Here is a 23,483-nt window from a genome sequence, read left to right on the forward strand (position 1 = left end):
CGCGGGCGGAGCGTCGCGGCAAGCTCACCAGCCCAGATCGGCCTCACCTCTCAGGATCGCCTCGGCCTCTGACGTATGCTTGGCTCCCGACCGATCGTGCAGCACCAGGGCCGGCAACAAGCGCAGCGGCGCCTTCCCCGACCGGATCGCATGAACCAGCACCCGCTTGGCCGGTTGGTCGGCGTAGGGCTGCACCGGCCGTATCGCGAACGACCCGCATCGCTCGCCGAGCAGGGCCAGCAGGTCCGCCAGCCGATCCGCCCGGTGAATGACCACGATCCGTCCCCCGTCGCGCACGCCGTCGGTCAGGAACCGCGTCCAGACCGCCAGGCCATCGTCCGCGATCCACGCCCCGCGCTTGGCCGAGGCCGGCGCCCGCAACGTCGTCTCGTCGTCGAAGAAGGGCGGATTGGAGATCGCCCAGTCGAAGCGAGGTCGATCCAGCGCGGCGAATCCTCCCGCGATATCGGCATTAAGCACCTCCATCCGGTCCGAAATCCCGTTCAGGGCCGCGTTCTCGACTGCCAGTCCGGCGGCGACCGGATAACGCTCGACGCCCGTCAACGACACGCCTGGGCGACGCGCCGCGATCTGGGTCAGGACGCCGCCGACGCCGCATCCCGCCTCCAGCACCCGTTCACCCGGCCGTGCGGGCGCCGCGGCGGCCAGAAGGGCGGCGTCCATGCCTGCGCGATAGCCGTCCGCAAGCTGTATCAGCCGGACCCTTCCATTCAGGAGGGAATTCGCCTCGGGCGGCGGCGGAGATGCGACGGTCACGCGGCTTGACCCTTCATGGCGCGGTCACCATTGTCCGCCCGAGCGCGACGCCGCAAGCCGCCGCGACGCCCGTGCGATGCGATCTCCCCCGCGCATCGTGGTTTTTGAGAGAGTTTTCCGTTGGATGCCGTCACTTTGACCGCTCCCCGCGCCAAGGCCCCCCGGGCCCAGGGCGACGTGGAGGCCCTGGTCGCCCTGGCCAAGGTCGATATGGCTGCTGTCGATGCGCTGATCATCGACCGCATGCAGTCCCCCGTGCCGGTGATTCCCCTGCTGGCCGAACACATCATCGCGGCCGGCGGCAAGCGCCTGCGTCCGCTCCTGACCATCGCCGCCGCGCGCGCCGCCACGGCCGCTTCGCCCGACGTCGATTTGGCCAATCCGGTGAAGCTGGCCGCCTCTGTCGAGTTCATCCACACCGCCACCCTGTTGCACGATGACGTCGTCGACGGGTCGGAACGGCGTCGCGGCAAGGTCGCCGCGCACCTGATCTGGGGATCGGCCACCAGCGTCCTGGTCGGCGACTTCCTGTTCGCCCGCGCCTTCGAACTGATGGTCGAGACCGGCCAGCTCCGTGCGCTCGGCATCCTGGCCTCGGCTTCGAGCGTGATCGCCCAGGGCGAGGTGCTGCAACTGACGCGCGCTCACGACCTGAACCTGGATCAGGAAACCTATCTGCGGATCATCTCGGCCAAGACCGCCGAACTGTTCGCCGCTGCCGCCGAGGCGGGCGCCGTAGGTATCGGCGCAGACGAGAAGACCACGTCCGCCGTTCGGTCCTTCGGCCTGAACCTGGGTCTGGCCTTCCAGCTGGCCGACGACGCCCTCGACTACGGCGGTTCGTCGGAGGCTCTCGGCAAGAACGCCGGCGACGACTTCCGCGAAGGCAAGGCGACCCTGCCGCTGCTTCTGGCCGTGTCCCGCACGCGGGGTCGCGAGGACGCTTTCTGGGAGCGGACCATCAACAAGGGCGAGCGGACGGAAGACGACTTCCGCCGGGCGCGCGAACTGATCATCGGCACCGGCGCCTTGGCCTCGACGCTGGACGCCGCCGACGAATACGCCGACGCGGCCAAGGCGGCGCTCGCCGTCCTGCCCGCCAGCCCGTGGCGCAAGGCGCTGGAAGGCCTGGCGGACTTCGCGGTCAGCCGCGCCGCTTAGCGCAGCGAGGCCGTGAACCTCTGGATGCGGCCGCAGGCCTCTTCCAGCACCGATTCCGACGTGGCGTAGCTGATGCGGAAATAGGGGCTCAGGCCGAACGCCGCCCCGTGCACCACGGCCACGCCCTCGGCTTCCAGCAGGGCGGAGGCGAAGGTCTCATCGGTGTCGATCACCGCGCCGGCCTCGGTCGTCTTGCCGATCAGCCCCTCGATCGACGGGTAGACATAGAAGGCGCCCTCCGGGTTCGGGCAGCGGATGCCGGTCGCCTGGTTCAACATCGAGACGACCAGATCGCGACGGCGCTCGAACGCCTGACCGCGCTCGGCGATGAAGTCCTGCGGACCGTTCAGGGCCTCTACGGCGGCGGCCTGGCTGATGGAGGAGGGGTTGGATGTCGTCTGGCTGGCCACCTTGCGCATCAGGTCGATCAGCGCCTTGGGCCCGCCCGCATAGCCGATCCGCCAGCCAGTCATGGCATAGGCTTTCGACACGCCGTTGACCGTCAGCGTGCGGTCATAGAGGTCCGGGGCCACCTGGGCGATCGTCGTGTATTCGAAGTCGCCGTAGGTCAGGTGTTCGTACATGTCGTCGGTCAGCACCCAGACATGAGGGTGGCGGCGCAGCACATCGGCCAGCGCCTCAAGTTCGGCTTTCGTGTACGCCGCGCCCGACGGGTTCGACGGGCTGTTCAGGATCAGCCACTTGGTCTTGGGCGTGATCGCGCCCTCAAGGACCTCAGGCCGCAGCTTGAAGCCGTCGGCCTCTTCGCCCGTCACGAACACCGGCTCGCCGCCGGCCAGCAGCACCATGTCGGGATAGCTGACCCAGTAGGGGGCGGGCACGATCACCTCGTCGCCGGGGTTCAGCGTGGCCACCAAGGCGTTATAGATCACCGGCTTGCCGCCCGATGCGACGTGCACCTGGGCCGCCGTATAGGTCAGGCCGTTCTCGCGCGCGAACTTGGCCACGATGGCGGCCTTCAACTCCGGCGTGCCGTCGACATCGGTGTATTTGGTCTCGCCGCGCTCGATGGCTGCGATGGCGGCGGCCTTGATGTTGTCGGGGGTGTCGAAGTCGGGCTCGCCGGCGCCCAGGCTGATCACATCCATGCCTTGGCGTTTCAGCTCGCGGGCCTTGGCGGTGACCGCGAGGGTGGCGGACGGCTGGACGCGGGCGAGCGCGGTGGATTGCAGTTGCGACATGACGATTCCCCGGGAGAGCGGCGTTGTCTCTTACGCAGATGCGAAAGGCGGATCAAACGCCGTCAGATCATCAGGGTGATCGCGTTACCGAAGTTGTGAAGGATCACCGGCAAGGCAACGCTGCGCGTCCGCAAGGCCAGCCAGACCGCGATCAGCGAGGGAATGGCCGTCAGGGCCATGGTGATCGGGTCGAAATGGAAGCCGCCGCGCGAAAACCCGAACGCATGGGCCAGTCCAAACAGCATGCAGGATAGAAGCGCGCCCCAGCCCCATTCGACGCCCAGGAACCGGACGCGACCCGTGAAGGCGCGCGCCAGAACGACTAACAACAGCCCGCGATAGAACAGCTCCTCCTCCAGGCCCGGCATGGTCAGCTGGAAGGCCAGGGTCTCGACCGAGGCCGGCTCATTGGGGAAGGCTAGTCCCAGAGCCACGAACAGCGCGACGTAGAGCAGAGCGACAGGCAGGGCGGTCGTCAGGCTGTCAGGGGCCTGACGCAGGGTGAAACCGCAGGCGCGCCAGCCGAAGGCAGGTAGGCCGGCGATCCCGAGCGTCGCGGTCAGTGCCAGCGCCTTGCCCTGCCAGTTCCAATCCCCGGACGGCAGGACGGGGAGCAGCCCGTAGAGGTTGGTCAGAAGACAGTCGTTCAGCATGACCAGGCCTGCCGCGACGAACAGCCATCCCGGCGAGAACCGGTCCCGCCGGATCCAGCCCAGCACGCCGCCCACGAGCAGCAGGATCCCCACGACCCCCGCGATACCGATCAGTCCGTTCACCCGTCACGCTCCCTTGTTTGACAAGCCGTGACCGTGGCCGTTCCCGGCGTCGCCGGCTCCTCAGAACCCGGCGGATCGTTAATCAGAACCCGGCACGGGGCGGGCTTCGCTCAAGGCGTCGGCGCGAAAGGCGCTTGGCGCTCGGCCCTCGAAGTCCCGGAACACACGGTTGAAAGACGCGAGGGAGGCAAAGCCGCAGTCGAAGGCGACAGCGATCAGCTTTTCGGATCGGTGCGCCGGGTCCGCCAGTCGCCGTCGCGCCTCTGCCACCCGCCAGCTGTTCAGGAAGCTGCGGAAATGGTCGTGGCCCTGCTGGTGGATCAGACCGCGCACCTGCCGCTCCGGGACGCCCATCGCCTGCACCACGTCCGCGAACGTCAACCGGGCATCGAGGTAGAGCCGTTCGGTCTCCATCAGATGCCAAAGCCGCGCCGCGAGAGGATCGGGAGCGGGCGGGGGCGTTCGGTCGGGCTTCGCGTTCACCGGCACCCGTTTGGTCAGGTCGAGGCTCTGCATCCAGGCGATGGAGCCCAGGATGGCCATGTTCTGCACGATCGAAAACCACCGCGGCTGCCACTCCAGCCCAAGGACCAGGTCCACGCAGACGTCGATCAGAAGCTGGCCGCCCAGCACGATCACGACCGCGGCGCGCGCCCTTCGGCGCTGGTCGATCATGTCGTCCTTCTGATCGGTCAGCAGCCGCCAGCCCAGATGCCCGATCATGAACAGGCCGAGGGCGAGAAGGGCGTACGACAGCCCTCTTTCCGCGATGATCGGACCGAGCAGGCCGCGATCCGCGCTGGCGATGACGCCCCACACTAGGCCGACGGCCAACACCGCTCCCTTTGGGCGAAAGCGGGCGTCGAACACCGCCAGACACCACCACCAAAGGAAGACGGCGGCGTATCCCGTCGCGATGACTGCGATCCGGCCGACCGGGCCCGAAAGCTGAAGCGCCGGATCGGGCGTGTTTCCGGCCAGGAAGCCACACAGACAGATCGCCAAGGCCGTGAAGTACCGCCGACCGTCCGATCGCAGCCGGATCGCCGCCCAGATCAACAATGTCGCTCCGGCGACGCGCACGATGACATCGAGTTCCTGCGGGTTCATGCCCTCATTGCTAGCGCTTCGGATGCAGACGCCAAAGAGCGCCGGGCGGTGGTGCGCCGTTGCGTTCGCAAGTTCGTCGCGGAGTGCTAAGTCGCCCTCATGAAGGGCATCCTCGACTTCATTCTGAACATGGAGGGCCGACGCTGGCGCACGGCGCTTGCGGCGGCGCTGTTGCTCGGTGCGACAGTGGGCCTCCTGGCGCTGGGCAAGAGTCAGTTCGGACTGGCAGCCGAAGAGAACCTGGAAGGCTGGCTGCAGGGCTATCGCGGCAGCCCGTGGGCCTTCGCCGCGACCGTGGCCCTGTTCGTGATCGCGGCCTTCATCGGGGCCCCGCAGTTTATCCTGATCGCCGCCTGCGTGGTCGCCTTCGGGCCGTCGCTGGGCTTTTTCTACAGCTGGGCGGCGACGGTGGCCTCGGCAGGCGTGACCTACTGGCTGGGGCGGGGCCCCACCGCCCGGATGCTGGACCGGTTCGGCGGCAAGACCCTGGACCGACTGAAGCGGTTCGTCGGCAAGAACGCCTTCTATGCCAGCTTCATGATCCGGAACGTCCCCTCGGCGCCCTTCATCGTCGTCAACATGGCCTTCGGCGCCACCCGTGCGTCGTTCCCGGCCTTTCTGGCGGGCTGCGCGCTGGGCGTCCTGCCCAAGACCGCGCTCGTGGCCTTCTTCGGCGGGGCGGTGGTCGCGGCCGTCAGCGGTGACGGCGTCTGGACTTCCCTGATCCTCGCGGGTGTGGCGGTGGTCTTCGTCGGCCTGATGCTGGGCGTGCGGGAGTGGGTCAAGCGGCGCGAACGGGCAGGCGGGGCGCCGGACTGATCTTCACAGGTCGGACATCGCGGAAACCCAAGCGGGGCCGTAACTTGGTCGTGATCGGAAGCGGGCGTTCGGACGGCATCGGGGCTTGTATTCGCCTGCCCATGAGGGCAAACGAGCCACGGCCGGTCAGGCGAGGACGATCAGGAAATCCGTGGCGTATGGGGATACGCGCCGGGTGGGGCGTCGCTGAAACCGGTCGAACTGCAGCGCCTTGAAGGCCCCAACCGAACGGTATTCGACCCCCATGAGCTTCTCCCTATTCGGCGCCATCTCGAACGACATCGCGATGGACCTCGGGACCGCCAACACCCTCATCTATATGAAGGGCAAGGGCATCGTTCTGAACGAACCGTCCGTGGTCGCCCTGCGAAACGTCGGTGGACGGAAGATCGTCCACGCCGTCGGCATCGAGGCGAAGCAGATGCTGGGCCGCACCCCGGGCCACATGGAAGCCATCCGTCCGATGCGCGACGGGGTCATCGCCGACTTCGAAGTCGCCGAGGAGATGATCAAGCACTTCATCCGCAAGGTTCATAACCGCAAGGGCTTCGTGAACCCGAAGATCATCGTCTGCGTGCCCTCGGGCGCCACGGCGGTCGAGCGTCGCGCGATCAATGACAGCTGCCTGAACGCCTCGGCCCGCCGCGTGGGCCTGATTGACGAGCCGATGGCCGCCGCGATCGGCGCCGGCCTGCCGATCCACGAGCCGACCGGCTCCATGGTCGTCGACATCGGCGGCGGCACCACCGAGGTGGCCGTTCTGTCCCTGTCGGGCATCGTCTATTCGCGTTCGGTCCGCGTCGGCGGCGACAAGATGGACGACAGCATCATCAGCTACATGCGCCGCAACCATAACCTGCTGATCGGCGAGACCACCGCCGAGCGCATCAAGAAGGACATCGGCACCGCCCGCATCCCGGCCGACGGCGAAGGCCTGTCGATCGAGGTCAAGGGCCGCGACCTGATGCAGGGCGTGCCGCGCGAGGTCCGCATCTCGGAACGCCAGGCCGCCGAGGCCTTGGCCGAGCCGGTGTCGCAGATCATCGACGCCGTGAAGGTCGCCCTGGAAGCCACCCCGCCGGAACTGGCCGCCGACATCGCCGACAAGGGCATCATGCTGACCGGCGGCGGCGCCCTGCTGCGCGGTCTGGACGCCGAAATCCGCGACCACACGGGCCTTCCGGTCTCGGTGGCCGACGATCCGCTGTCGTGCGTGGCCATCGGTTGCGGCCGCGTTCTGGAGCATCCGCGCTGGATGAAGGGCGTCCTCGACTCGGCCCTTTAGGTCCAGGTTCGGGCGTGACCGCAAATCCTTGTGATTCCGGCGTAATCGCCGGTTTCAAACTGGCCCGGTTTTTGCGATAGGCTGCACACAGCGGCGGGTGGCGTCCCGCCGATTCTGACCTCTATTGGAAGGCTAGGCCGTGGCGTTTCGCGACGGACCGTTCGAGTCGCTCAAAGTGCCGCTGGCGTGGACCGCCGCGGTCGTGACCGTGGTCGCCATCATCGCTTCGATCGTCATGATCCTGGCCGACCGTCGTCATGACGCGGCGGGCGACAGCTACGGCCCCGTCCGTGCGGGCTTCGACGCCGGCGCTGGCCCCGTGAACGGCCTGCTGGCCTGGCCGGTGCGCTGGGCGGGCAACGCCACCGACTATGTGAAGGGCTATTTCTTCGCCGTGTCGGAGAACCGCCGCCTGCGCGCCGAGCTCGAAGAGCTGCGGCCCTGGCGGGATCAGGCCATCGCCCTGAAGAACGTCAACGGCCGCTACGAGGCCATGCTGGGCCTGCGGACCGAGCCGCCCGTGGCCATGGCGACGGCCCGTTCGATCTCGGAATCGCGCGGTCCTTTCATCAACGCCCGTCTGCTGGACGCCGGCACGTCGAAGGGCGTGCGTATCGGCAATCCGGTGATCAACGAGGACGGTCTGGTCGGCCGCATCGTCGGCGCCACAGGCGGCGTCAGCCGGATGCTTCTGCTGACGGACGTCGCCTCGCGCACCCCGGTCCTCATCGACCGTACCGACGCCCGCGCCATGCTGACCGGTGACGGCTCCGGCAATCCGCGCCTGGAGTTCGTGCGCGGTCAGGACTCGGTCCAGGCCGGAGATCGCATCCTGAGTTCCGGCGACGGCGGCGGCTTCCCGCGGGGTCTGCCCATCGGCGTCGCCGCGCGCGGCATCGACGGGTCGTGGCGGGTCAAGCTGTTCAGCGACCGGGGCGCCATCGACTACGTCCGTGTCATGCTGTTCCAGGACTTCGGCCAGCTGGTCACGCCTGACGCCCTGAACGCCCCGCCGCTGGCCGGCCTGGGGGCTGCTCCGGCCCCGACCGCCGAGGCCGCCGCCGCCATCGGCGACGCCGCGGCTCGCCGTGACCGCGCCGCGGCTGCAGCAACTCCGGCCACGACGCCTCCCGCCCAGCCAAGGCCCGCCGAGTGAGACGAGCCGTCGCCATGCGGGTGGTCGGGCCGACCCAGTGGGTCCTCTACCCCGCGCTCGTCGCCATCGCCGTGACGGTTCTGCTCGCGACCCCGGTCGAACTGTTCGGGCTGAAACTGCCAGAGCCCGTCCTGCCGCTGATCCTCGCCTTCGCCTGGCCGCTGATCCGACCGTCGATGGTCGCGCCGGCCGTGCTGTTCGGCCTGGGTCTGTTCCTCGACATGTTCTGGGGCGGCACCCTCGGTCTGTGGCCGCTGTGCCTGCTCAGCGTCTATGGTGTCGTCCTCGCCTCGCGGAACCTGCTGGCCGGTCAGGAAACCCAGATCCTGTTCGTCTGGTATGCGCTCTGCGTCCTGTCCGCCTTCATCGTGGCGTATCTGGTGGTCACACTGGATGCGGGCCGGGCGCCCAGCCTGCTGTCCCTTCTGGGACAGGTCGTCCCGACCTTGCTTCTTTTCCCTGCGGCCGACTGGATGATCCAGCGGTTCGACGATGGCGACGTGCGGTTCAGATGAGCGGCGAACCTTCGATCTTCTTCTCCGATGTGAACGAGCGTCAGGGCTCGTTCCTGCGTCGCACCTTCGTGGTCGGCGGACTGACGGCGCTGGGCGCGACGGCCCTGACCGTCCGTCTGGCCCAGCTTCAGGTCGTGCAGGCGCAGGAGTACTCGACCCTCGCCAGCCAGAACCAGTTCAACTTCCGACTGGTGCCGCCGCCGCGTGGGCGCATCCTCGATCGCAACGGCGTCACCATCGCCGGCAATCGGCCGAGCTTCCGCGTTCTGGTCGTGCGCGACGAGACCAAGGACCTGGATCAGACGCTGGACCTGCTGGGCCGCCTGCTGCCTGACACGCTCGATCGTCGCCGCGCCATCATCCGCGACGTCAACGCCGCCCCGCGCTTCAGCCCGGTCCCGGTCAAGAGCGACCTGAGCTGGGAAGAGTTCGCCAAGGTCAATCTGTACGCCCCCGAACTGCCGGGCGTCATGGCCGACATGAACGAGGCGCGCTTCTACCCCTTCACCGGCGCCTTCGCCCATGTGATCGGCTACGTCGCCAAGGTCTCGGACCGCGACATCAAGGCCATTCGCGACAAGGGCGAGGAGCCGCCGCAGATCCTGTTCAACCCGGGCTTCCGCATCGGACGCTCGGGCGTGGAGAAGGCGCTCGATAAGGATTTGCGCGGCGAGGCCGGCGGCAACCGGGTCGAGGTCGATGCCCGTGGTCGGGTCGTGGCCGAGGATATCGGCGGCTCCCGCCCCGCCGTCCCCGGCAAGGATGTCGTCCTGACGCTGGACGCCGACGTCCAGAACCGGGCGCTTGAAGTGTTCGGAGACGAGTCCGGGGCCTGCGTGGTCATGGACGTCCGCAACGGCGACATCCTGTGCATGATGTCGGCGCCGTCGTTCGATCCGAACCTGTTCGTCTCGGGCGTTCCGACCCGGACCTATCGCGCGCTCGCGGACTATGAGCGCAAGCCGTTGCTGGACAAGACGATCAACGGCACCTTCCCGCCGGGCTCGACCTTCAAACCGGCGACGGCCCTGGCCCTGCTGGCGGCGGGGGTGAATCCGGCCGATCGTGTGAACTGCAGCGGCGTCTTCCGCACCGGCCAGCGGTGCTGGGGCCGTCACGGCTCGCAGGACATGCACAACGCGATCAAGAACTCCTGCGACATCTACTTCTACACGATGTGCAATCGCGCCGGCGTCGATCTGATCCGCGACACGGCGATGAAGCTGGGCTTCGAGCACGAGTTCGACATCGGCGTCGACAACCAGCGCAAGGGCATGCTGCCGTCCACGGAGTGGAAGCGCCGCACCTTCCCGCGCGACCCCGTCTGGCATCCGGGCGAGACGACGTCGGTCGCCATCGGTCAGGGGGCAGTCACGGTCAACGCGCTCCAGCTGGCCGTCTACACTTCGCGTCTGGCGAATGGCCGCAAGGCGATCCAGCCGCGTCTGATCAAGTCGGTCGGCGGCGTCGATCGGCCATCGGGCGCCGAGGTTCCCGACCTGCCGTTCAGCGTCGAGCATCTCGACATCGTCAGGGGCGGGATGATCGCCGTGGCCAACGACCGGTCCGGCACCGCCTATCGCCAGTCCCAGCTCGGCCTCGGCGACATCCAGATGGCCGGCAAGACCGGTACGGCCCAGACGCGCAACTACGGCTCGGGCAGCCGTCGTTCGAACGTCTGGGCGCAGAAGGACCACAACCTGTTCATCGCCTTCGCCCCCGTCGATGCGCCGCGCTACGCCGTGGTGGTCATCATCGAGCACGGCGGTCGGGGCGGGGGCACCGCCGGCGCCCCGCGCGCGCGCGAGGTCATGCGCACGGTCCTGTTGAAGGATCCGGAAATGCGCGAACGGATCACCCGTCCGCCGCCCCCGGAAGCGACCGGCCCGCAGCTCGACGAGGGTGAAATCGGCGCCGCGCCCGAACCCGCCGTCGCGCCTCCCACGCCGAGCCCTCCCGATCCCGGCGTCCGTGGCGCGCCGCGCCCGACCAGCGGCCCGCGCCCCTATCTGTCGGAACCGCAATGACGTCCTCCGCCCTGACCCGCCCCGGCGAGCGCGACCGTCTGCCGGTCAAGATCGGCCAGATCGACTGGCGCTTCGCCGCCCTGCTGTGCATCGTCGGCGGCACAGGCGGCGCCATGATGTATTCGGTCGCCGGCGGCTCGTGGGAGCCTTGGGCGACGAACCATGTGGTCCGCTTCGGCGTCTGCCTGTTCATGATGCTCGGACTGTCGCTGGTGCCGCTGCGCTGGTGGTTCGGGGCGGCCTATCCGCTCTACGCCGTGGCGTTGCTTCTGCTGGTCGCGGTCGAGGTGGCCGGGGATACGCGCATGGGCGCGACCCGCTGGCTGGAGATCGGACCGATCAGCTTCCAGCCGTCCGAAATCATGAAGATCGGCCTGGTGCTGGCCCTGGCGCGCTACTACCACGGCGCCTCCGCCAAGGACGCGCGGCTCAGCTGGAAACTGATCTATCCGGTCGGCATCATCGCCGCGCCCTTCCTGCTCGTGGCGCACCAGCCGGATCTCGGCACCGCCATGCTGATCGGCCTGACAGGGGCGGCCATGATGTTCATCGCCGGTCTGGACTGGAAGGTCATCGCCGCGGTGACCATCCCCACGGCGATCGCGGTCCCGTTCTACGTCCTGTTCGGCATGCACGGCTATCAGCGCAACCGTGTGCTGACCTTCCTGTCGCCAGAGAGCGACCCGTCCGGCACCGGCTACCACATCACCCAGTCCAAGATCGCCCTGGGCTCCGGCGGCCTGCTGGGCAAGGGATACGGCCTCGGCAGCCAGAGCCAGCTGGAATTCCTGCCGGAGAAACATACCGACTTCGCCTTCGCGGCCCTGTCCGAGGAGTTCGGCTTCGTCGGCTCGTTCTCGATCCTGCTCTGCTACGTGGCCATCATCCTGATCGCCTTCCGCATCGCGTCGCTGTCCCACAGCCATTTCGGGCGGATGGGGGCGGCCGGGGTCACCGCGACCTTCGCCCTCTACGTGCTGATCAACGGGGCCATGGTCATGGGTCTGGCGCCGGTCGTGGGCGTGCCAATGCCGCTGCTCAGCTATGGCGGCACGGTCATGCTGACGGTCATGATCGGCTTCGGCCTGGTCATGGCCGTGCGGGTGCACCGCTACACCGAATTGCCCAAGGGCCACGGCCTGATCTAGGCCATTTTGCACTGTTTTCGATTTTTCGAGTGCAAGACGATGCAACGGCTGTCGTTTTAAAACAAAGCGTTAGATGGTGCGCTGTCTGAGCAGTGCAAGTATTATCGGAAATTAAAGCGGCCGGCTGGCGCTCGGTGGCATGCCTGTGATGTCAAAGATCTCCATCGACGTGGGCATTCTCCGACAGCGTGCCAAGAGGCCGTGAGGAATAAATTCAGGACGACTGATTGGCGGCGTCGCGCGAGGCTTTCAGCCTGGTTAGCAGGGCTTTGCGCGTTTTGTCGTTGACCGCCTCCAGCTTCGCGCGGTCCTGATCCAGCGCGGCTTGCCGGTCCTGCAGCGCCTGAACCTGCTCGGCCTGTCGGGCATCCAGGGCCTCCAGGTCGGCTTCCAGCGCCTTTACCCTGGCCTTGGCCTTGGCGTTTTCCGGCCTGGGTTTCCGCTTTTCCGCCTTGCCGACATCGACCGACAGACCCCGCGAGATGACCGTGCCGGGGGAGTCCAGGGCGGCTTCGCGGTCGGCGCCCTCATCGACCTCACGGGCCAGACCGGTCTTGAACAGGTCCTGGGTCGCGCCCCACGCCTCCAGCGCTTTCGGGCGTGAGGACGCGGCCACCGTGAAGGCGTGAAACCCGTCAGACCAGGTGAAGACCTTCAGCTTCGCCGCCATCCTGCGCTTACGCTCGGGAGACCCGGCGGGTTCCTATCAGAGCGTGGCGGCCCAGTCGGTCGCGCGGACCAGGCTGTCGATGATGCCCGGCTCGGTCGAGGCGTGGCCGGCGTCGGGAACGATGTCCAGCTTCGCCTCGGGGAAGGCGCGGCTCAAGGCCCAGGCGCTGGCGATCGGGGTCACCACGTCGAACCGGCCTTGCGCGATCCAGGTCGGAATCTGGCGGATGCGGCCTATGTTCTTCAGCAGCCAGCCTTCCTCGGGGAAGAAGCCGCCGTTGACGAAGTACCAGCACTCGATACGGGCGAAGGCGACGGCGAAGTCGGGCTCGGCGAACTTGTCGGGACGGGCCGACGGGCCTTCGACGCTGACCGTCTCGCCCTCCCAGCTGGACCAGGCGATGGCGCAGCGCTCGCGTTCTTCCTTGTCGTCGCCGGTCAGCCGCTTGTAGTAGGCGCCCATCAGGTCGTGGCGCTCTTCCTCGGGGATCGGGGCGACGAACCGCTCCCAAGCGTCCGGGAAGATCATCGAGGCGCCGTCCTGGTAGAACCAGTGCAGCTCTTTCTTGGTAAGCAGGAAGATGCCCCGCAGGATCAGGGCGTCGACCCGCTCGGGATGGGTGATGGCGTAGGCCATCGACAGGGTGGAACCCCAAGAGCCGCCGAAGACCGTCCACTTGTCGATGCCGCAGCGTTCACGCAGCCGCTCGATGTCGTCGATCAGGGTCCAGGTGGTGTTGTCTTCCAGCGAGGCGTTCGGTCGCGACTTGCCGCAACCGCGCTGGTCGAACAGCACGATGCGATAGATGGCCGGGTCGAAATAGCGCCGCATGCCGGGGTTCACCGCCCCGCCGGGGCCGCCGTGCAGGATCAGCGCGGGCTTGCCCTGCGGATTGCCGCACTCCTCGTAGTAGATCTCGTGCGCGCTGTCGGTCTGCATCCAGCCGGACGCGAAGGGCTCAAGCTCCGGATAAAGCTCGCGTCGGGGCGTCTCGGTCACAGGGAAGGCCATTCGGTGGTCGGAGCTTTCAGGTAGGGGGTCAGGCGTTTACGGGTTGTGACCGAAACGCGGCAAAGGCAAGCACCAGCCAGCCGGCGATCATCAGCACGCCGCCGATCGGAGCGACGGCGCCGAGCGCGGGCAAACTGAGCAAGCCGAGGAAGGCCAGGGCCAGGCAGAAGATCAACCCGCCCACCGAGGCCAGCCATCCAGCGACGGCGGGCAACTTGCCGCCCACGGGAATGATCGAGCAGATCAGGGCCAGCAGAGCGTGCGCCAGCTGATAGGACGCGCCGGTCGTCAACAGCGTCTTGATCTGCGGACCCGCGCCGTGGGCGGCGAAAGCTCCGACCGCCACGGCCATCGCGCCGTTGAACGCCGCAAAGACGGCCAGGTTACGATTCCAGATCATGGGACAAACCTACCCCACGGATTTGTCGCCGTCTGCTATCGGATGGACCATGACGCCGTCACGCCGCATGGCGCTGCAGTATGTGTTGCTCTTCGGCGCCAACGGCGTGAGCCTGCCGTTCGCAGGGCTGTGGTTTCGCGCCCAGGGATTTTCGGGAGCCGAGATCGGCGTTCTTCTGGCGGCGCCGATGCTGGCCCGGCTGATCACCGGCCCGGCCATCGCGGTGTGGGCCGACGGGTTCCGGCGGCGGCGATCGCCCATCGCCATACTGGGACTGGTCCTGGGTCTGGCCTATGCGGGGGCCGGCCTGACCGAAGGTGTCTGGTTGCAGGGTTTCCTGTGGTTCGTCGCGGCGACGGCCATGGCCGGTCTGATCCCGCTCAGCGACGTTCTGTCGCTCCAGGTCGCGCGGCGTCACGGGTTCGACTTCGCCTGGCCGCGAGGCTGCGGCTCGGCGGCCTTCGTCGCCGCCAATGTGATCATGGGGGCCATCCTGACGCGGGGATCGGCGGACTGGGTCATCGTCTGGATCGCCGTCGCCGGCGCCCTGATCGCCCTGACCGCCGCGACCCTGCTGCCCGGCGATCCGGTCACCGAGGGGCCGAAGGTCGCGGGACGGGAACGGTTCGCCGGCTTGGCGCGGCTGGCCGTCGATCCGGTCTTCATGACCGCCGTCCTGGCGATCGGCGCGGTCCAGGCGACGCATGGTTTTTACTACGGCTTCTCGGCCATCGCCTGGAAGGCTCAGGGGATCAGCGAGACGATGACCGGCCTGCTGTGGGCCGTCTCGGTCGTGGTCGAGATCGCCTTCATGTGGTGGATCGAGCCGTGGCGGAAGCGGCGCGGGATCGGGCCGGGGACCATCCTGACATTGGGCGGCGTCGCGGCCGTAATCCGCTGGACTGCGCTCGCCTTCGCGCCGCCTTTGTGGGTGCTGTGGCCGCTGCAGGCGCTCCATGCCCTGACCTTCGCGGCGACCTATCTGGCCGGTGTGCAGATCATCGAGAAGCTCGCCCCGCCCGGCGGGCATACGGCGGCCCAGACCCTGAACTCGGTGATGGCGGCCGGGATCCTGATCGGCCTGGCGACGCTGGCGGCGGGGCCGCTGTATGACCGGGTAGGGGTGCTGGGCTATCTGGCCATGACCGGACTGGCGGTGATCGGCCTGCTGCTGGGCTGGCGGCTGCGCCGGGTCGGCGGAGTCTAGCTCAGGCGGGCGCGGGGCAGGGGAGACAGGTGGCGGGCCATGGCCGTCGTCGCCGTCTGGATGCCCAGCCGAAGCTGCGCCTCGTTCAGGGTCGAAGGCGCCCTCAGCAGACCCACGGCCGGCGCATCGACGTCGTCCGGCAGTGCGGTCAGCACGCGGTAGAGCAGGTAGGAGCCGACATCCTCCTCGCTGTCCGAGGTCGCGTCGGCGGTCAGTCCGGCGTCGATCAGTGCGCGGACCATCTCGGCCACGGGCGCGGTCGCGCGGGCCAGGCTGGGCCCCGTCCGGGACAGTTTCTTGCCGCCGGTCAGGGCGCGGTTTTCGGCCCGCATCTGCACGCGGAAGCCGTCGCTCTTGCGGGTCCGGCCCACGAGGAGGACGGCGCGGCAATCGGCATGGTCGAGTTCGCCTGTAATCCGGCCGGCCAGATCGGCGGGCTCTCCGGGACCGAGCGGACGCAGACGCGCACCGGGCGGCGTCCAGTCCGTATCGCCGTCAAGCGCATTCCAGAGCGGGTCGGCCGTCTCGTAGACGCAGACGAGGATCGCAGGCCTGCGGTCCGGCTGGTTCTCGGCGATGGTGTCGAGCATGGACCCTGCTAGGCGTGTGACAACGTCATGACAGCAGGACGGACGGTGTCCGCAAGCGGACGATTTCGTCAAGCCAAAAGCGGATCATCGGCCTGAACGGCCGGTCGATTCGTGTTTCAGGCGAGATCGCCCACTGCAGCATCGAGCAGCATGAAGGCCCGTCCCGCGTCGGTCGCCAAGGCGGCCAGGACGGCCGGCGAGCCGTCGCGCGCTTCATTGCTCAGCCGACCCGCAAAGGCGCGGACGTAACGTTCGGCGTCTCCCCGCAACTCCGGATCGCTCATGACCCGGCGCGAGACGCTGCGGACGGCGGCGGGGGCGACGCGGCGGACGATCTGGCGGGCCCGGTCGGGATCGCGTCCGGCGAAGGCGGACGCCGCCTCCTCGACGCGAGAGCGGGGCAGGAGGGCGTTCGGATCGACTCCCATCCGACGGATGGCGGCGGTGATCCGGTCGGTCAGGGCGCCGTCGTCGGCGGGCATCACCGGCGTATCGAGATCCAGCGGCGGCTCGCCCGGACCTTCATCGACCAGATCGCTCCAGTCCAGGCGGTCCTTGGCAGGCGGCGCGGGACGAGCGCCCGGATCGCCGGCGGTGGGCGCCAGCTTCAGACGTCCGCGCAGGCCGAAGCCGCGCTCAGTCTCCTCCGGCGAAGCGCGCCGCTCGGTCGCCGGAGCCGGTTCGGCGAGGGTGTCCCTCCGCCGGATCGGGGCGCCGCCGTCGCCGGAGACGACCCCCATCAAACGAACGGCCTCGGTCAGCATGTCGTAGTTGCGGCGGACCCGTTCCTGGAAGCCGGCGTCCAGCGCCTCGGTGTCCTCGGCAGCCTTGCGCGATGCGGCGCCGAGGGCGGCCAGTCCTTCCTCGACCGTGATACGAACGGCCTCGGCGCGGGCGCGGGCTTCTTCCGGCAGACGGGAGGCGCGGTCGTCCAGATCGCCGATGGCGGCGTCGACCTCGGCCAGGGCCTGGGTCATGCGGGACAGGGTGGTTTCCAGCTTCTCGATCGCCCGCTCGCCGGCCTGATCGACCAGATCGACGGTCTCGCCGACGATCCGGCGGGCGCCTTCGACACGCGCGTCGGCGGCCATGTCGGCCTTCTGAGCGGCGTCGAACAGGGCCTCGCCCAAGCGGTCGGCGCGGATCTGGGCCTGACCCGCGGCGCCGTCGGCGGCCTGTCGGCTTTCCTCGGCCGTGGCCTTGAGTACCGCCAGCGTGCGGCGCGTCTCTTCGATGAGGGTATCGCGGGCCTCGGCGGCCAGAGCCTCAAACCGGTCGAGCGACAACTTGGTCGCCGCATCGAAGCTGTCGGCCTCGCGCTGGGACAGGTCGACGAGGGCGCGGAACTGATCGGTCGCGGCCTCGACCAGATCACGCAGGCCTTCGGTCGCCTTGACGGAGGTATCGCCGAGATCGCCGGTCGCGGTGCGCGCGGCCGACAATTGCTCGGTCAGCTGGGCGCGCTGGCTCTCGACCTGGGCGGAGAAGTCTTCCTGATCGGTGCGCAGGGCGTAGGCGGCGGTGACCAGGGCGGCGCGCTGCTGGCCCAGGCCTTCCTCGACCGACTGGATCTGTTCAGCGACGCCGGTGCCGGCGTTCTCGAGCCGCAGGGTCTGGCGGGCCAGATCGTCGGCGGCCATGCGGGCGGCGTCCTGCGCCTCTCCGGCGGCGGCGGCGAGGTCGGAGGCGCGGGCGGCGAGGGCGGCCTCGGCCTCGCGAAGCTGGGTCTGCGCCAGATCCGACGCATCGACGATCAGGCGCGACTGGCGCTCCACGGCGTCGAGGACGCCCGACGCCTGGCCGTCGAGGCGACCGCCGAGGGCCGTCATTTCCTCGCGCTCGCGACCGAGCGATTCCGTCAGACGGCGGGCGGTGCGGCCGGCCGCCTCGGCGGCCTCGTTGAGGCGGTTCGTTTCCAGCGACAGGGCCTCGCGCAGCAGAGCCATGTCGTTGCGCGCGCGCTCGGCGGCGAGCGCGGCCTGGTCGATGTCGTTGCGCAGGGCCGACAGGACGTGACCGGTCTGCTGGGCGGCGAGGGCGGTCGGTGCGACGAGCGCTTCGGCCAGCTCCCGCGCGCGGCGGGTCTCGGAGGCCAGGCCGGCGCCCTGACGGACCGCGTGGGCCAGCATGATGGCCAGACCGGCCGGAGCGAGGGCGATCAGGGCGTAGATGGCCAGCCGCAGCGGGTCGGGCGAGACCGCGCCGGAGCCGATCTCATAGGCGGCCCAGGAGGCGATGCCGCCGATCCACAGAGCCGCGGCGACGCCGGCGATCAGGTAGGAGGGACCGGAGCGCACGGGCGCCGGGCGGAGGGCTGTGGTTTCGGCGGTCGGGACGGGCGTCGCCGCATAGGTCGCGGGCGGTGCGTCGGCGCTGGTCGAGAAGGTCAGCGGCTCCACCGCCGGCTCGGCCTCCGAGGGCTGGATCGCAGGCGTGACGGCGGCAGCCGGTTCGGGCGATGGCAGTTCGAGATCGGCGGCGCTGCGCTGCTGTTCCAGCAGCCGACGACGGCGGCGTTCCGACATCGGCCGTTCGGGTGCGCTCTCGGGCTGAGCGAGGGGTTCTGGAGTGGTGGCCGCTTCGAGTCCGGCCGTCGCGTCGCCCACGGGCGCCGGTTCGGGGTCGGACAGGGTCAAAGGCGGCCGGGAACGGGACTTCATGGGGCGCGGATCTCAGGTGGGCTGGCGCGTGACGCGGGAGTCAGGCGCGACCGCAACCCTAGACCATTTTGTGCGGGTATCGACTCGCCGTTGCGTCAAAAAAACGCCCGGCAGGCCGTGATCGTCAATTTGACGCGTCGCGACCTAGCAGTCGTTCCTGAGTTGAGTCGTCAGAAGGGCCTGGGTCGGCGCTTCGGGGCAATCACTGACACGATGGATCTCGCGATCAGGGCGGGGTGCGCTGTTCAGATCGACGCCGAACTGGGCCAGGGCCGCCGTGGCGAGCAGGGCGATGAAGCCGGCCAGCAACTCGATCAACGCCTGCACGGTCTGCACCCTCCAAATCCAGCCCGCCTTATGCCTGATTTCGGCGAACCGGACAATCCAGCGGTCGAACCGCATTGACCGGGGGGGCGGGGGCGTGGAACGGAAGACGGGTCCGGGCGTCTTTGCAGGCCGGACGCCCCGATCATCGACGCCGGCAGGGACACCCGACATGGACGCCGCGCAAGGCCCGTTGCTGGACACCGGCGTGCTGTTGGCGCCTGGCGACACCGTATGGCGGGTCGAACGGGCCGACCGGCTGTCGATCCTGATGGAGAACGCCGCCTATTTCGAAGCCCTGGCGTCGGCATTGGGAAAGGCGCGGCGGTCGGTGGTCGTGCTGGGCTGGCAGTTCGACCCGCGTACGCGGCTGGATCCCGCCACCCGCCACGGGGACAAACAGGCCGAGATCGGCCACCTGCTCCGGATGCTCGTCAAGACGCGGCCCGAGCTCGACGTCCGTCTGCTGATCTGGAAATCGCCTTTGCTGATCGCCGCGTCGCAAGGCTTCTATCCGCACAAGGCCCAGGCCTGGTTCCGCAAGCGGATGGTGGAGTTCCGGCTGGATACGCCGGGTCCGATCGGCGCCTGTCACCATCAGAAGGCGATCATCATCGACGATGCCGTGGCCTTCTGCGGCGGGGGGGACATCTCCGTCGATCGCTGGGACTCCGAGGCGCATCTCGACGACGACCCCCGGCGCTGCCAGCCGTCCGGGCTCATCTCGGCGCCCCGGCACGAGACCATGTGCGTCATGAGCGGGCCGGCTGCGCGGGCCTTGGGCGATCTGGCCCGCGAGCGCTGGTTCAAGGCCACCTGGGAGCGCACCGTGCCGGAAACGGTCGAGGCGGATCCCTGGCCCGACGACCTGGCGGTGGACTTCCGCGACACGCCGGTCGGCATCGCCCGCACGGAGCCGGGCTTCGGCGGGCGTCACGAGGTCCGCGAGAACGAACGACTTCACCTCGAGGCGATCCGGGCCGCGCGGAAGCTGATCTATATGGAGAACCAGTATTTCACCTCTCCGGTCATCGCCAACGCTCTGGCGGAGCGGCTGGATGAGGAGGACGGGCCGGAGATCGTCCTGGTCTCGACGGGCCGCAGTCCCAGCTGGTTCGACAGCATGACCATGGACACGGCGCGGGCCGAGGTCCTGTTCCGGCTGGAGAGCGCCGACCGGCACAACCGCTTCTTCGCCTTCAGCCCCAACACGAAGAACGGCGAGCGGGTCATCGTCCATGCCAAGGTGACGGTGGTGGACGACGTCCTGCTGCGGATCGGGTCGACGAACCTGAACAACCGGTCGCTGGGTTTCGACACCGAATGCGACGTGGCGATCGCGCCTGAGGACGAGGCGGGTCGCGCGGCCATCCGGAATTTCCGCCATAGGACCATCGGTCATTTCATTGGTGTGACGGCAGAAGAATTTGCGGCCGCCGAGGCCGTCTGCGGCTCCATCGGCGAGGCGATCCAGAAGTTCGGAAGCGGCCGGATGTCGCCGCTGGGCGCTACGCCGCCGTCGATGATCCAGCGCACTATCGCCGAGTTTCAACTGGGCGATCCGACCTCGCCGCGCGACGCCTGGCGGCCATGGAAGCGGCGCAACCGCTCGCAGCGGCTTCAGGCGGCGGGCTGAATCTCGAAATCGACGACCAGAGGCAGGTGGTCGGACGCCATCCGTGACAGGGGCGAGAAGGGCGCGCGCACGCCTGTGACCCTGATTTCCGGGCTGACGAAGACGTGGTCGATGCGGATCGCCGGGAATCCGGACGGGAATGTCTTCAGCGTCGGCTTCAGGCCCAGCCGGCGCTGGCAGTCGGCGTGGTTTCTGGTCAGCGTCTGATACGGCCGGGTGATCGAGGTCGCGTTGAAGTCGCCGGCCAGCAGGGTGGGCCCCTTGCAGTCCGGGTGACCCAGCCAGTCCTTGCCGACGAGGGCCGCCGCCTGAAGCCGCTGCTCGCGCGGAACGAGGCCGAGATGGGTCGTCAGGACATTGACGTCGGCGCCCTCAATGTTGACGCGCACCCACAGGGCGCCGCGCGGCTCCAGACCGGGCACGCCGCGCACGGTCGGAAGGGCGCCGACATGGATCAGGGTCTCCGGGTGCCGGGTCAGGATCGCGTCGCCGTATTCCTCGGCCTCCACCTTCATGGCGGCATGGAAGCGGACGGCCATCGACAGGCGGTCGGCGATGGCGCGAGCCTGATCGACGCCACCGGTTCTGGCGCGACCGACATCGAGTTCCTGCAGGCAGACGATATCGGGTTCAAGTTCGGCGATCACGCCGGCGATGCGTTCGACATCCAGTCGCTTGTCGACCCCGACACAGCGATGGACGTTATAGGTGACTAGCCGCATGGCGGCACGGGCTAGGCCAATTCCTCGCCAAAAGCGAGGGCGTCGGCGGGATCAGATTTCCACAAGACGATCGGGCACTTCGTTCGGATTGCGCGGCCGGGGCGGGAAGTGTTCGGCCAGTACGCTGCCCGCCAGAGCGATGGCCTGCTCGAAGCCTTCGGCGGCGCGGCGATCGCGGAGCCCTTCGGTCAGCACCTGGACCGCCTCGGCCCAGACAGCCTGATCGACACGCGAATGTATGCCCTGGTCGGCAATGACCTCGACCTGTCGATCGGCCATGGCGGCGAAGATCAGGACGCCGGTGCGATGCTCGGTGACGTGCAGGCCATGAGCCAGGAACTGGTGCATGGCTGCCTGCCGCGTCCGGTCGCGGCGGACGCCGCGCGGCGTCGTCAACCGCGTCAGGACGGGAATCCTCAGCAGGATATAGACCGCCACGAACACTGCGGCCTGCACCACCGCATAGGCGCCGAGAGCGCGGCCCAGGTTGAGGTTCAGGGCGGACAGGTGGCCCGCTTCCCAGCCGGCGCCCAGACCCGGAAACCAGGCGGATTCAAACCCGAACGGGATCAGGACGAGCGGCAGGAGCAGGGCGGCGGCCGCCGCCCAGGCCAGGGTGATGTCGCGATAGCTCGAGACCTGACCGGCCAGAACGCAGAAGATCTCGCCTGAGGTGCCGGACTCCGCCTTCGCGATGGCGCCGGCCACGCGCGCATGTTCGCTGGATGTCAGCCGCATCACCATCCGCCCGAGGCTCCCCCGCCGCCGAAGCTGCCCCCACCGCCCGAGAACCCGCCGAAGCCGCTCCCCGAACTTCCCCACGAACTCCCGGACGAACCGCGCGACGATCCCCGCGAGGCGTTCGACAGGATTTCCGACGCTCCCCAGATCAGGATGGGATCGATCCCGCTCCGGCGCCCGCCGCGCTTGCGACCCCGCCGTCCGATGCCCCGCAGCAGGCTCAGGAAAAAGAAGATGAAGATCAGGGCGATGATGATGCCCGGAAGGACCGGCGCTTCCGCCTCGCTCGGCGCGGCCTCGGCGGCGCGGGCGGCGGCCTCTGCGGGGTCCAGGCGCAACTGGGCGATCACCGCGTCGACCCCGGCCTCGATGCCGTTCGAGAACTCGCCCTCGCGGAACGGGGGCAGGATGTCGTTCTGGATGATCTGGTTGGAGAGGGCGTCGGTCAGGACGGGCTCGAGGCCATAGCCGACTTCCAGTCGCACCTTGCGCTGGTTCGGCGCTATGATCAGCAGGACGCCGCCGTCGTTCTCCGCATTGCCGATGCCCCACGCGCGGCCCAACCGGTAGCCGTAGTCCTCGATCTCGTAGTCCTGCAGGCTGTCCAGGGTCACCACCACGAACTGGTCGCCCGTGTCGGTCTCAAGCCGGGCCAGTTTCGTCGTGATCTCGGCCTCGGTCGCCGGGGTCAGCAATTCGGCCTGATCGACGACCCGGCCGGACAGGGCGGGGAAGGTCGGATCGGCCACCGCGGCGGGCGCGAACAGCGTCGCCAAACCCACGAAGAAAACGACCAGAAAAGCCTTGGTCAACTTGGTCGTTCCGGACGGGTTCACCGGGCGGGCGGCGTCGAACCGGGCGCCACGGCGGGGGCCGAGCCGCCCGGCGCGGCCGGGGTCTGGCCGTCAAGGTTGAACGACACCTGCGGCGCGGTCTGGGCCTCGGCCGTGGCGGTGAACAGCTGCATCGGCTCTTCGCCCGAGAAGGCCGTCCTGGCCCAGATCACGGTCGGGAAGGTTCGCAGGCTGGTGTTGTAGTCGCGGACGGCCTCGTTGTAGTCGCGCCGCGCGATGGTGATCCGGTTCTCCGTCCCTTCGAGCTGGGACTGGAGTTGAAGGAAGCCCTGATTGGCCTGCAGTTGCGGATAGGCCTCGACGGTGACCAGCAGGCGCGAAAGGGCGCCGGTCAGCTGGCCCTGAGCCGCCTGGAAAGCCTGAAAAGCGGCGGGGTCGCTGAGCGTCTCGGGCGTGACCTGAACCGAGGTGGCGCGGGCGCGGGCCTCGATCACCTGGGTCAGGGTGGTGCGTTCCTGGATCGCCGCGCCCTGGACGGTGGCGACGAGGTTGGGAATCAGGTCGGCGCGGCGCTGGTACTGGCTCTGAACGTCGGCCCAGGCCGCCTCGGCCCGCTCCTGCTTGGTCGGAATGGTGTTGTAGCCGCAGGCCGCCACGCTCTGGGCGGCCAGTATGATCGCCATCGAGCCGACGAGACGAGACGTGCTGCGAGCCATGAACCCCTCCATCCGACGACCGTTCGCCGTCTGTCC

The 23,483-nt window shown here is 68.5% G+C and carries 23 protein-coding genes; 9 read left to right on the top strand and 14 right to left on the bottom strand.

Annotated elements, in window-relative coordinates; all coding sequences use genetic code 11:
- Positions 1-24: 24 nt before the first annotated feature.
- A complete protein-coding gene (locus tag ACQY68_RS06675) occupies positions 25-684 on the bottom strand; it encodes a tRNA1(Val) (adenine(37)-N6)-methyltransferase (RefSeq protein ID WP_428152266.1) in 660 nt (219 codons plus the stop codon).
- Between the two features lie 303 nt (positions 685-987).
- On the opposite strand from ACQY68_RS06675, the gene ACQY68_RS06680 reads away from it, so the two are divergent.
- Positions 988-1,938 (top strand): polyprenyl synthetase family protein, encoded by a 951-nt coding sequence (locus ACQY68_RS06680; RefSeq protein ID WP_428152602.1) that lies wholly within the window; start codon positions 988-990, stop codon positions 1,936-1,938.
- Here ACQY68_RS06680 and ACQY68_RS06685 read toward each other — a convergent pair.
- The 3 genes from ACQY68_RS06685 to ACQY68_RS06695 all read right to left on the bottom strand — a co-directional run bounded on the left by ACQY68_RS06685 (position 1,935) and on the right by ACQY68_RS06695 (position 5,026).
- The gene (locus ACQY68_RS06685; protein WP_428152267.1) at positions 1,935-3,140 is read right to left on the bottom strand and encodes a pyridoxal phosphate-dependent aminotransferase; all 1,206 of its coding nucleotides are present in this window, start codon (positions 3,138-3,140) and stop codon (positions 1,935-1,937) included. The genes ACQY68_RS06680 and ACQY68_RS06685 overlap by 4 nt on opposite strands.
- Before the next feature lie 62 nt (positions 3,141-3,202).
- Positions 3,203-3,916, bottom strand: a complete 714-nt coding sequence (locus ACQY68_RS06690) for a CPBP family intramembrane glutamic endopeptidase, BDIM_20840 family (RefSeq protein WP_428152268.1) — start codon at positions 3,914-3,916, stop codon at positions 3,203-3,205.
- A gap of 78 nt (positions 3,917-3,994) precedes the next feature.
- A complete protein-coding gene (locus tag ACQY68_RS06695) occupies positions 3,995-5,026 on the bottom strand; it encodes a helix-turn-helix domain-containing protein (RefSeq protein WP_428152269.1) in 1,032 nt (343 codons plus the stop codon).
- Between the two features lie 99 nt (positions 5,027-5,125).
- Here ACQY68_RS06695 and ACQY68_RS06700 point away from each other — a divergent pair, with 99 nt between their 5' ends.
- From ACQY68_RS06700 to rodA, 6 genes are all read left to right on the top strand, one after another.
- Positions 5,126-5,845: a TVP38/TMEM64 family protein gene (locus ACQY68_RS06700; protein WP_428152270.1), complete on the top strand. Its 720-nt coding sequence runs from the start codon at positions 5,126-5,128 to the stop codon at positions 5,843-5,845.
- A 244-nt stretch (positions 5,846-6,089) separates the two neighbouring features.
- The gene (locus ACQY68_RS06705; protein ID WP_013269710.1) at positions 6,090-7,130 is read left to right on the top strand and encodes a rod shape-determining protein; all 1,041 of its coding nucleotides are present in this window, start codon (positions 6,090-6,092) and stop codon (positions 7,128-7,130) included.
- Positions 7,131-7,269: 139 nt separating this feature from the next.
- The gene (gene mreC, locus ACQY68_RS06710; protein ID WP_428152271.1) at positions 7,270-8,286 is read left to right on the top strand and encodes a rod shape-determining protein MreC; all 1,017 of its coding nucleotides are present in this window, start codon (positions 7,270-7,272) and stop codon (positions 8,284-8,286) included.
- Positions 8,283-8,801 (top strand): hypothetical protein, encoded by a 519-nt coding sequence (locus ACQY68_RS06715; RefSeq protein ID WP_428152272.1) that lies wholly within the window; start codon positions 8,283-8,285, stop codon positions 8,799-8,801. Before mreC ends, ACQY68_RS06715 begins: the two co-directional genes overlap by 4 nt.
- Positions 8,798-10,828, top strand: a complete 2,031-nt coding sequence (mrdA, locus tag ACQY68_RS06720) for a penicillin-binding protein 2 (protein WP_428152273.1) — start codon at positions 8,798-8,800, stop codon at positions 10,826-10,828. Before ACQY68_RS06715 ends, mrdA begins: the two co-directional genes overlap by 4 nt.
- The gene (gene rodA, locus ACQY68_RS06725) at positions 10,825-11,976 is read left to right on the top strand and encodes a rod shape-determining protein RodA (RefSeq protein ID WP_428152274.1); all 1,152 of its coding nucleotides are present in this window, start codon (positions 10,825-10,827) and stop codon (positions 11,974-11,976) included. Before mrdA ends, rodA begins: the two co-directional genes overlap by 4 nt.
- Positions 11,977-12,190: 214 nt before the next feature.
- Here the strand turns inward: rodA and ACQY68_RS06730 are convergent, their stop codons facing one another.
- Genes ACQY68_RS06730 through ACQY68_RS06740 form a run of 3 tightly spaced genes read right to left on the bottom strand, consistent with a single transcriptional unit; the run spans position 12,191 to position 14,057 of the window.
- Positions 12,191-12,646: a hypothetical protein gene (locus ACQY68_RS06730; protein ID WP_428152275.1), complete on the bottom strand. Its 456-nt coding sequence runs from the start codon at positions 12,644-12,646 to the stop codon at positions 12,191-12,193.
- Between the two features lie 36 nt (positions 12,647-12,682).
- A complete protein-coding gene (gene pip, locus ACQY68_RS06735; protein WP_428152276.1) occupies positions 12,683-13,657 on the bottom strand; it encodes a prolyl aminopeptidase in 975 nt (324 codons plus the stop codon).
- Positions 13,658-13,685: 28 nt separating this feature from the next.
- Complete coding sequence (locus ACQY68_RS06740; RefSeq protein ID WP_428152277.1) at positions 13,686-14,057, bottom strand: DUF423 domain-containing protein; 372 nt, start codon at positions 14,055-14,057, stop codon at positions 13,686-13,688.
- Between the two features lie 49 nt (positions 14,058-14,106).
- Here ACQY68_RS06740 and ACQY68_RS06745 point away from each other — a divergent pair, with 49 nt between their 5' ends.
- Positions 14,107-15,264, top strand: coding sequence for an MFS transporter (locus tag ACQY68_RS06745; protein ID WP_428152278.1), 1,158 nt, complete (start codon positions 14,107-14,109; stop codon positions 15,262-15,264).
- Here ACQY68_RS06745 and ACQY68_RS06750 read toward each other — a convergent pair.
- From ACQY68_RS06750 to ACQY68_RS06760, 3 genes are all read right to left on the bottom strand, one after another.
- Positions 15,261-15,854: a hypothetical protein gene (locus ACQY68_RS06750; RefSeq protein WP_428152279.1), complete on the bottom strand. Its 594-nt coding sequence runs from the start codon at positions 15,852-15,854 to the stop codon at positions 15,261-15,263. The two genes, ACQY68_RS06745 and ACQY68_RS06750, sit on opposite strands and share 4 nt — an antisense overlap.
- A gap of 116 nt (positions 15,855-15,970) precedes the next feature.
- Positions 15,971-18,514: a tipN gene (locus ACQY68_RS06755; RefSeq protein ID WP_428152280.1), complete on the bottom strand. Its 2,544-nt coding sequence runs from the start codon at positions 18,512-18,514 to the stop codon at positions 15,971-15,973.
- Between the two features lie 144 nt (positions 18,515-18,658).
- Positions 18,659-18,850: a hypothetical protein gene (locus ACQY68_RS06760; RefSeq protein ID WP_428152281.1), complete on the bottom strand. Its 192-nt coding sequence runs from the start codon at positions 18,848-18,850 to the stop codon at positions 18,659-18,661.
- A gap of 160 nt (positions 18,851-19,010) precedes the next feature.
- Here ACQY68_RS06760 and ACQY68_RS06765 point away from each other — a divergent pair, with 160 nt between their 5' ends.
- On the top strand, positions 19,011-20,474 hold the full coding sequence (locus ACQY68_RS06765; RefSeq protein WP_428152282.1) for a phospholipase D-like domain-containing protein: 1,464 nt from the start codon (positions 19,011-19,013) through the stop codon (positions 20,472-20,474).
- On the opposite strand, the gene ACQY68_RS06770 is transcribed toward ACQY68_RS06765, so the two are convergent.
- Genes ACQY68_RS06770 through ACQY68_RS06785 form a run of 4 tightly spaced genes read right to left on the bottom strand, consistent with a single transcriptional unit; the run spans position 20,459 to position 23,447 of the window.
- A complete protein-coding gene (locus tag ACQY68_RS06770; RefSeq protein WP_428152283.1) occupies positions 20,459-21,196 on the bottom strand; it encodes an endonuclease/exonuclease/phosphatase family protein in 738 nt (245 codons plus the stop codon). The two genes, ACQY68_RS06765 and ACQY68_RS06770, sit on opposite strands and share 16 nt — an antisense overlap.
- 51 nt (positions 21,197-21,247) lie before the next feature.
- Positions 21,248-21,934 carry a TPM domain-containing protein gene (locus tag ACQY68_RS06775; protein WP_428152284.1) on the bottom strand — a complete coding sequence of 229 codons (687 nt, stop codon included), beginning with the start codon at positions 21,932-21,934 and terminating at the stop codon, positions 21,248-21,250.
- Positions 21,934-22,749, bottom strand: coding sequence for a TPM domain-containing protein (locus ACQY68_RS06780; RefSeq protein ID WP_428152285.1), 816 nt, complete (start codon positions 22,747-22,749; stop codon positions 21,934-21,936). Before ACQY68_RS06780 ends, ACQY68_RS06775 begins: the two co-directional genes overlap by 1 nt.
- A 20-nt stretch (positions 22,750-22,769) precedes the next feature.
- Positions 22,770-23,447: a LemA family protein gene (locus ACQY68_RS06785; RefSeq protein WP_428152286.1), complete on the bottom strand. Its 678-nt coding sequence runs from the start codon at positions 23,445-23,447 to the stop codon at positions 22,770-22,772.
- Positions 23,448-23,483 lie beyond the last annotated feature (36 nt).

The sequence above is a fragment of the Brevundimonas sp. genome (assembly GCF_965278935.1).
Taxonomy (GTDB): domain Bacteria; phylum Pseudomonadota; class Alphaproteobacteria; order Caulobacterales; family Caulobacteraceae; genus Brevundimonas.

Coding starts and splice junctions, on each gene's coding strand:
- ACQY68_RS06675 (WP_428152266.1), bottom strand. CDS start 684: ATGGACGCCGCCCTTCTGGCCGCCGCGGCGCCCGCACGGCCGGGTGAA.
- ACQY68_RS06680 (WP_428152602.1), top strand. CDS start 988: ATGGCTGCTGTCGATGCGCTGATCATCGACCGCATGCAGTCCCCCGTG.
- ACQY68_RS06685 (WP_428152267.1), bottom strand. CDS start 3,140: ATGTCGCAACTGCAATCCACCGCGCTCGCCCGCGTCCAGCCGTCCGCC.
- ACQY68_RS06695 (WP_428152269.1), bottom strand. CDS start 5,026: ATGAACCCGCAGGAACTCGATGTCATCGTGCGCGTCGCCGGAGCGACA.
- ACQY68_RS06700 (WP_428152270.1), top strand. CDS start 5,126: ATGAAGGGCATCCTCGACTTCATTCTGAACATGGAGGGCCGACGCTGG.
- ACQY68_RS06705 (WP_013269710.1), top strand. CDS start 6,090: ATGAGCTTCTCCCTATTCGGCGCCATCTCGAACGACATCGCGATGGAC.
- mrdA (WP_428152273.1), top strand. CDS start 8,798: ATGAGCGGCGAACCTTCGATCTTCTTCTCCGATGTGAACGAGCGTCAG.
- rodA (WP_428152274.1), top strand. CDS start 10,825: ATGACGTCCTCCGCCCTGACCCGCCCCGGCGAGCGCGACCGTCTGCCG.
- ACQY68_RS06730 (WP_428152275.1), bottom strand. CDS start 12,646: ATGGCGGCGAAGCTGAAGGTCTTCACCTGGTCTGACGGGTTTCACGCC.
- pip (WP_428152276.1), bottom strand. CDS start 13,657: ATGGCCTTCCCTGTGACCGAGACGCCCCGACGCGAGCTTTATCCGGAG.
- ACQY68_RS06740 (WP_428152277.1), bottom strand. CDS start 14,057: ATGATCTGGAATCGTAACCTGGCCGTCTTTGCGGCGTTCAACGGCGCG.
- ACQY68_RS06745 (WP_428152278.1), top strand. CDS start 14,107: ATGACGCCGTCACGCCGCATGGCGCTGCAGTATGTGTTGCTCTTCGGC.
- ACQY68_RS06750 (WP_428152279.1), bottom strand. CDS start 15,854: ATGCTCGACACCATCGCCGAGAACCAGCCGGACCGCAGGCCTGCGATC.
- ACQY68_RS06755 (WP_428152280.1), bottom strand. CDS start 18,514: ATGAAGTCCCGTTCCCGGCCGCCTTTGACCCTGTCCGACCCCGAACCG.
- ACQY68_RS06765 (WP_428152282.1), top strand. CDS start 19,011: ATGGACGCCGCGCAAGGCCCGTTGCTGGACACCGGCGTGCTGTTGGCG.
- ACQY68_RS06770 (WP_428152283.1), bottom strand. CDS start 21,196: ATGCGGCTAGTCACCTATAACGTCCATCGCTGTGTCGGGGTCGACAAG.
- ACQY68_RS06775 (WP_428152284.1), bottom strand. CDS start 21,934: ATGCGGCTGACATCCAGCGAACATGCGCGCGTGGCCGGCGCCATCGCG.
- ACQY68_RS06785 (WP_428152286.1), bottom strand. CDS start 23,447: ATGGCTCGCAGCACGTCTCGTCTCGTCGGCTCGATGGCGATCATACTG.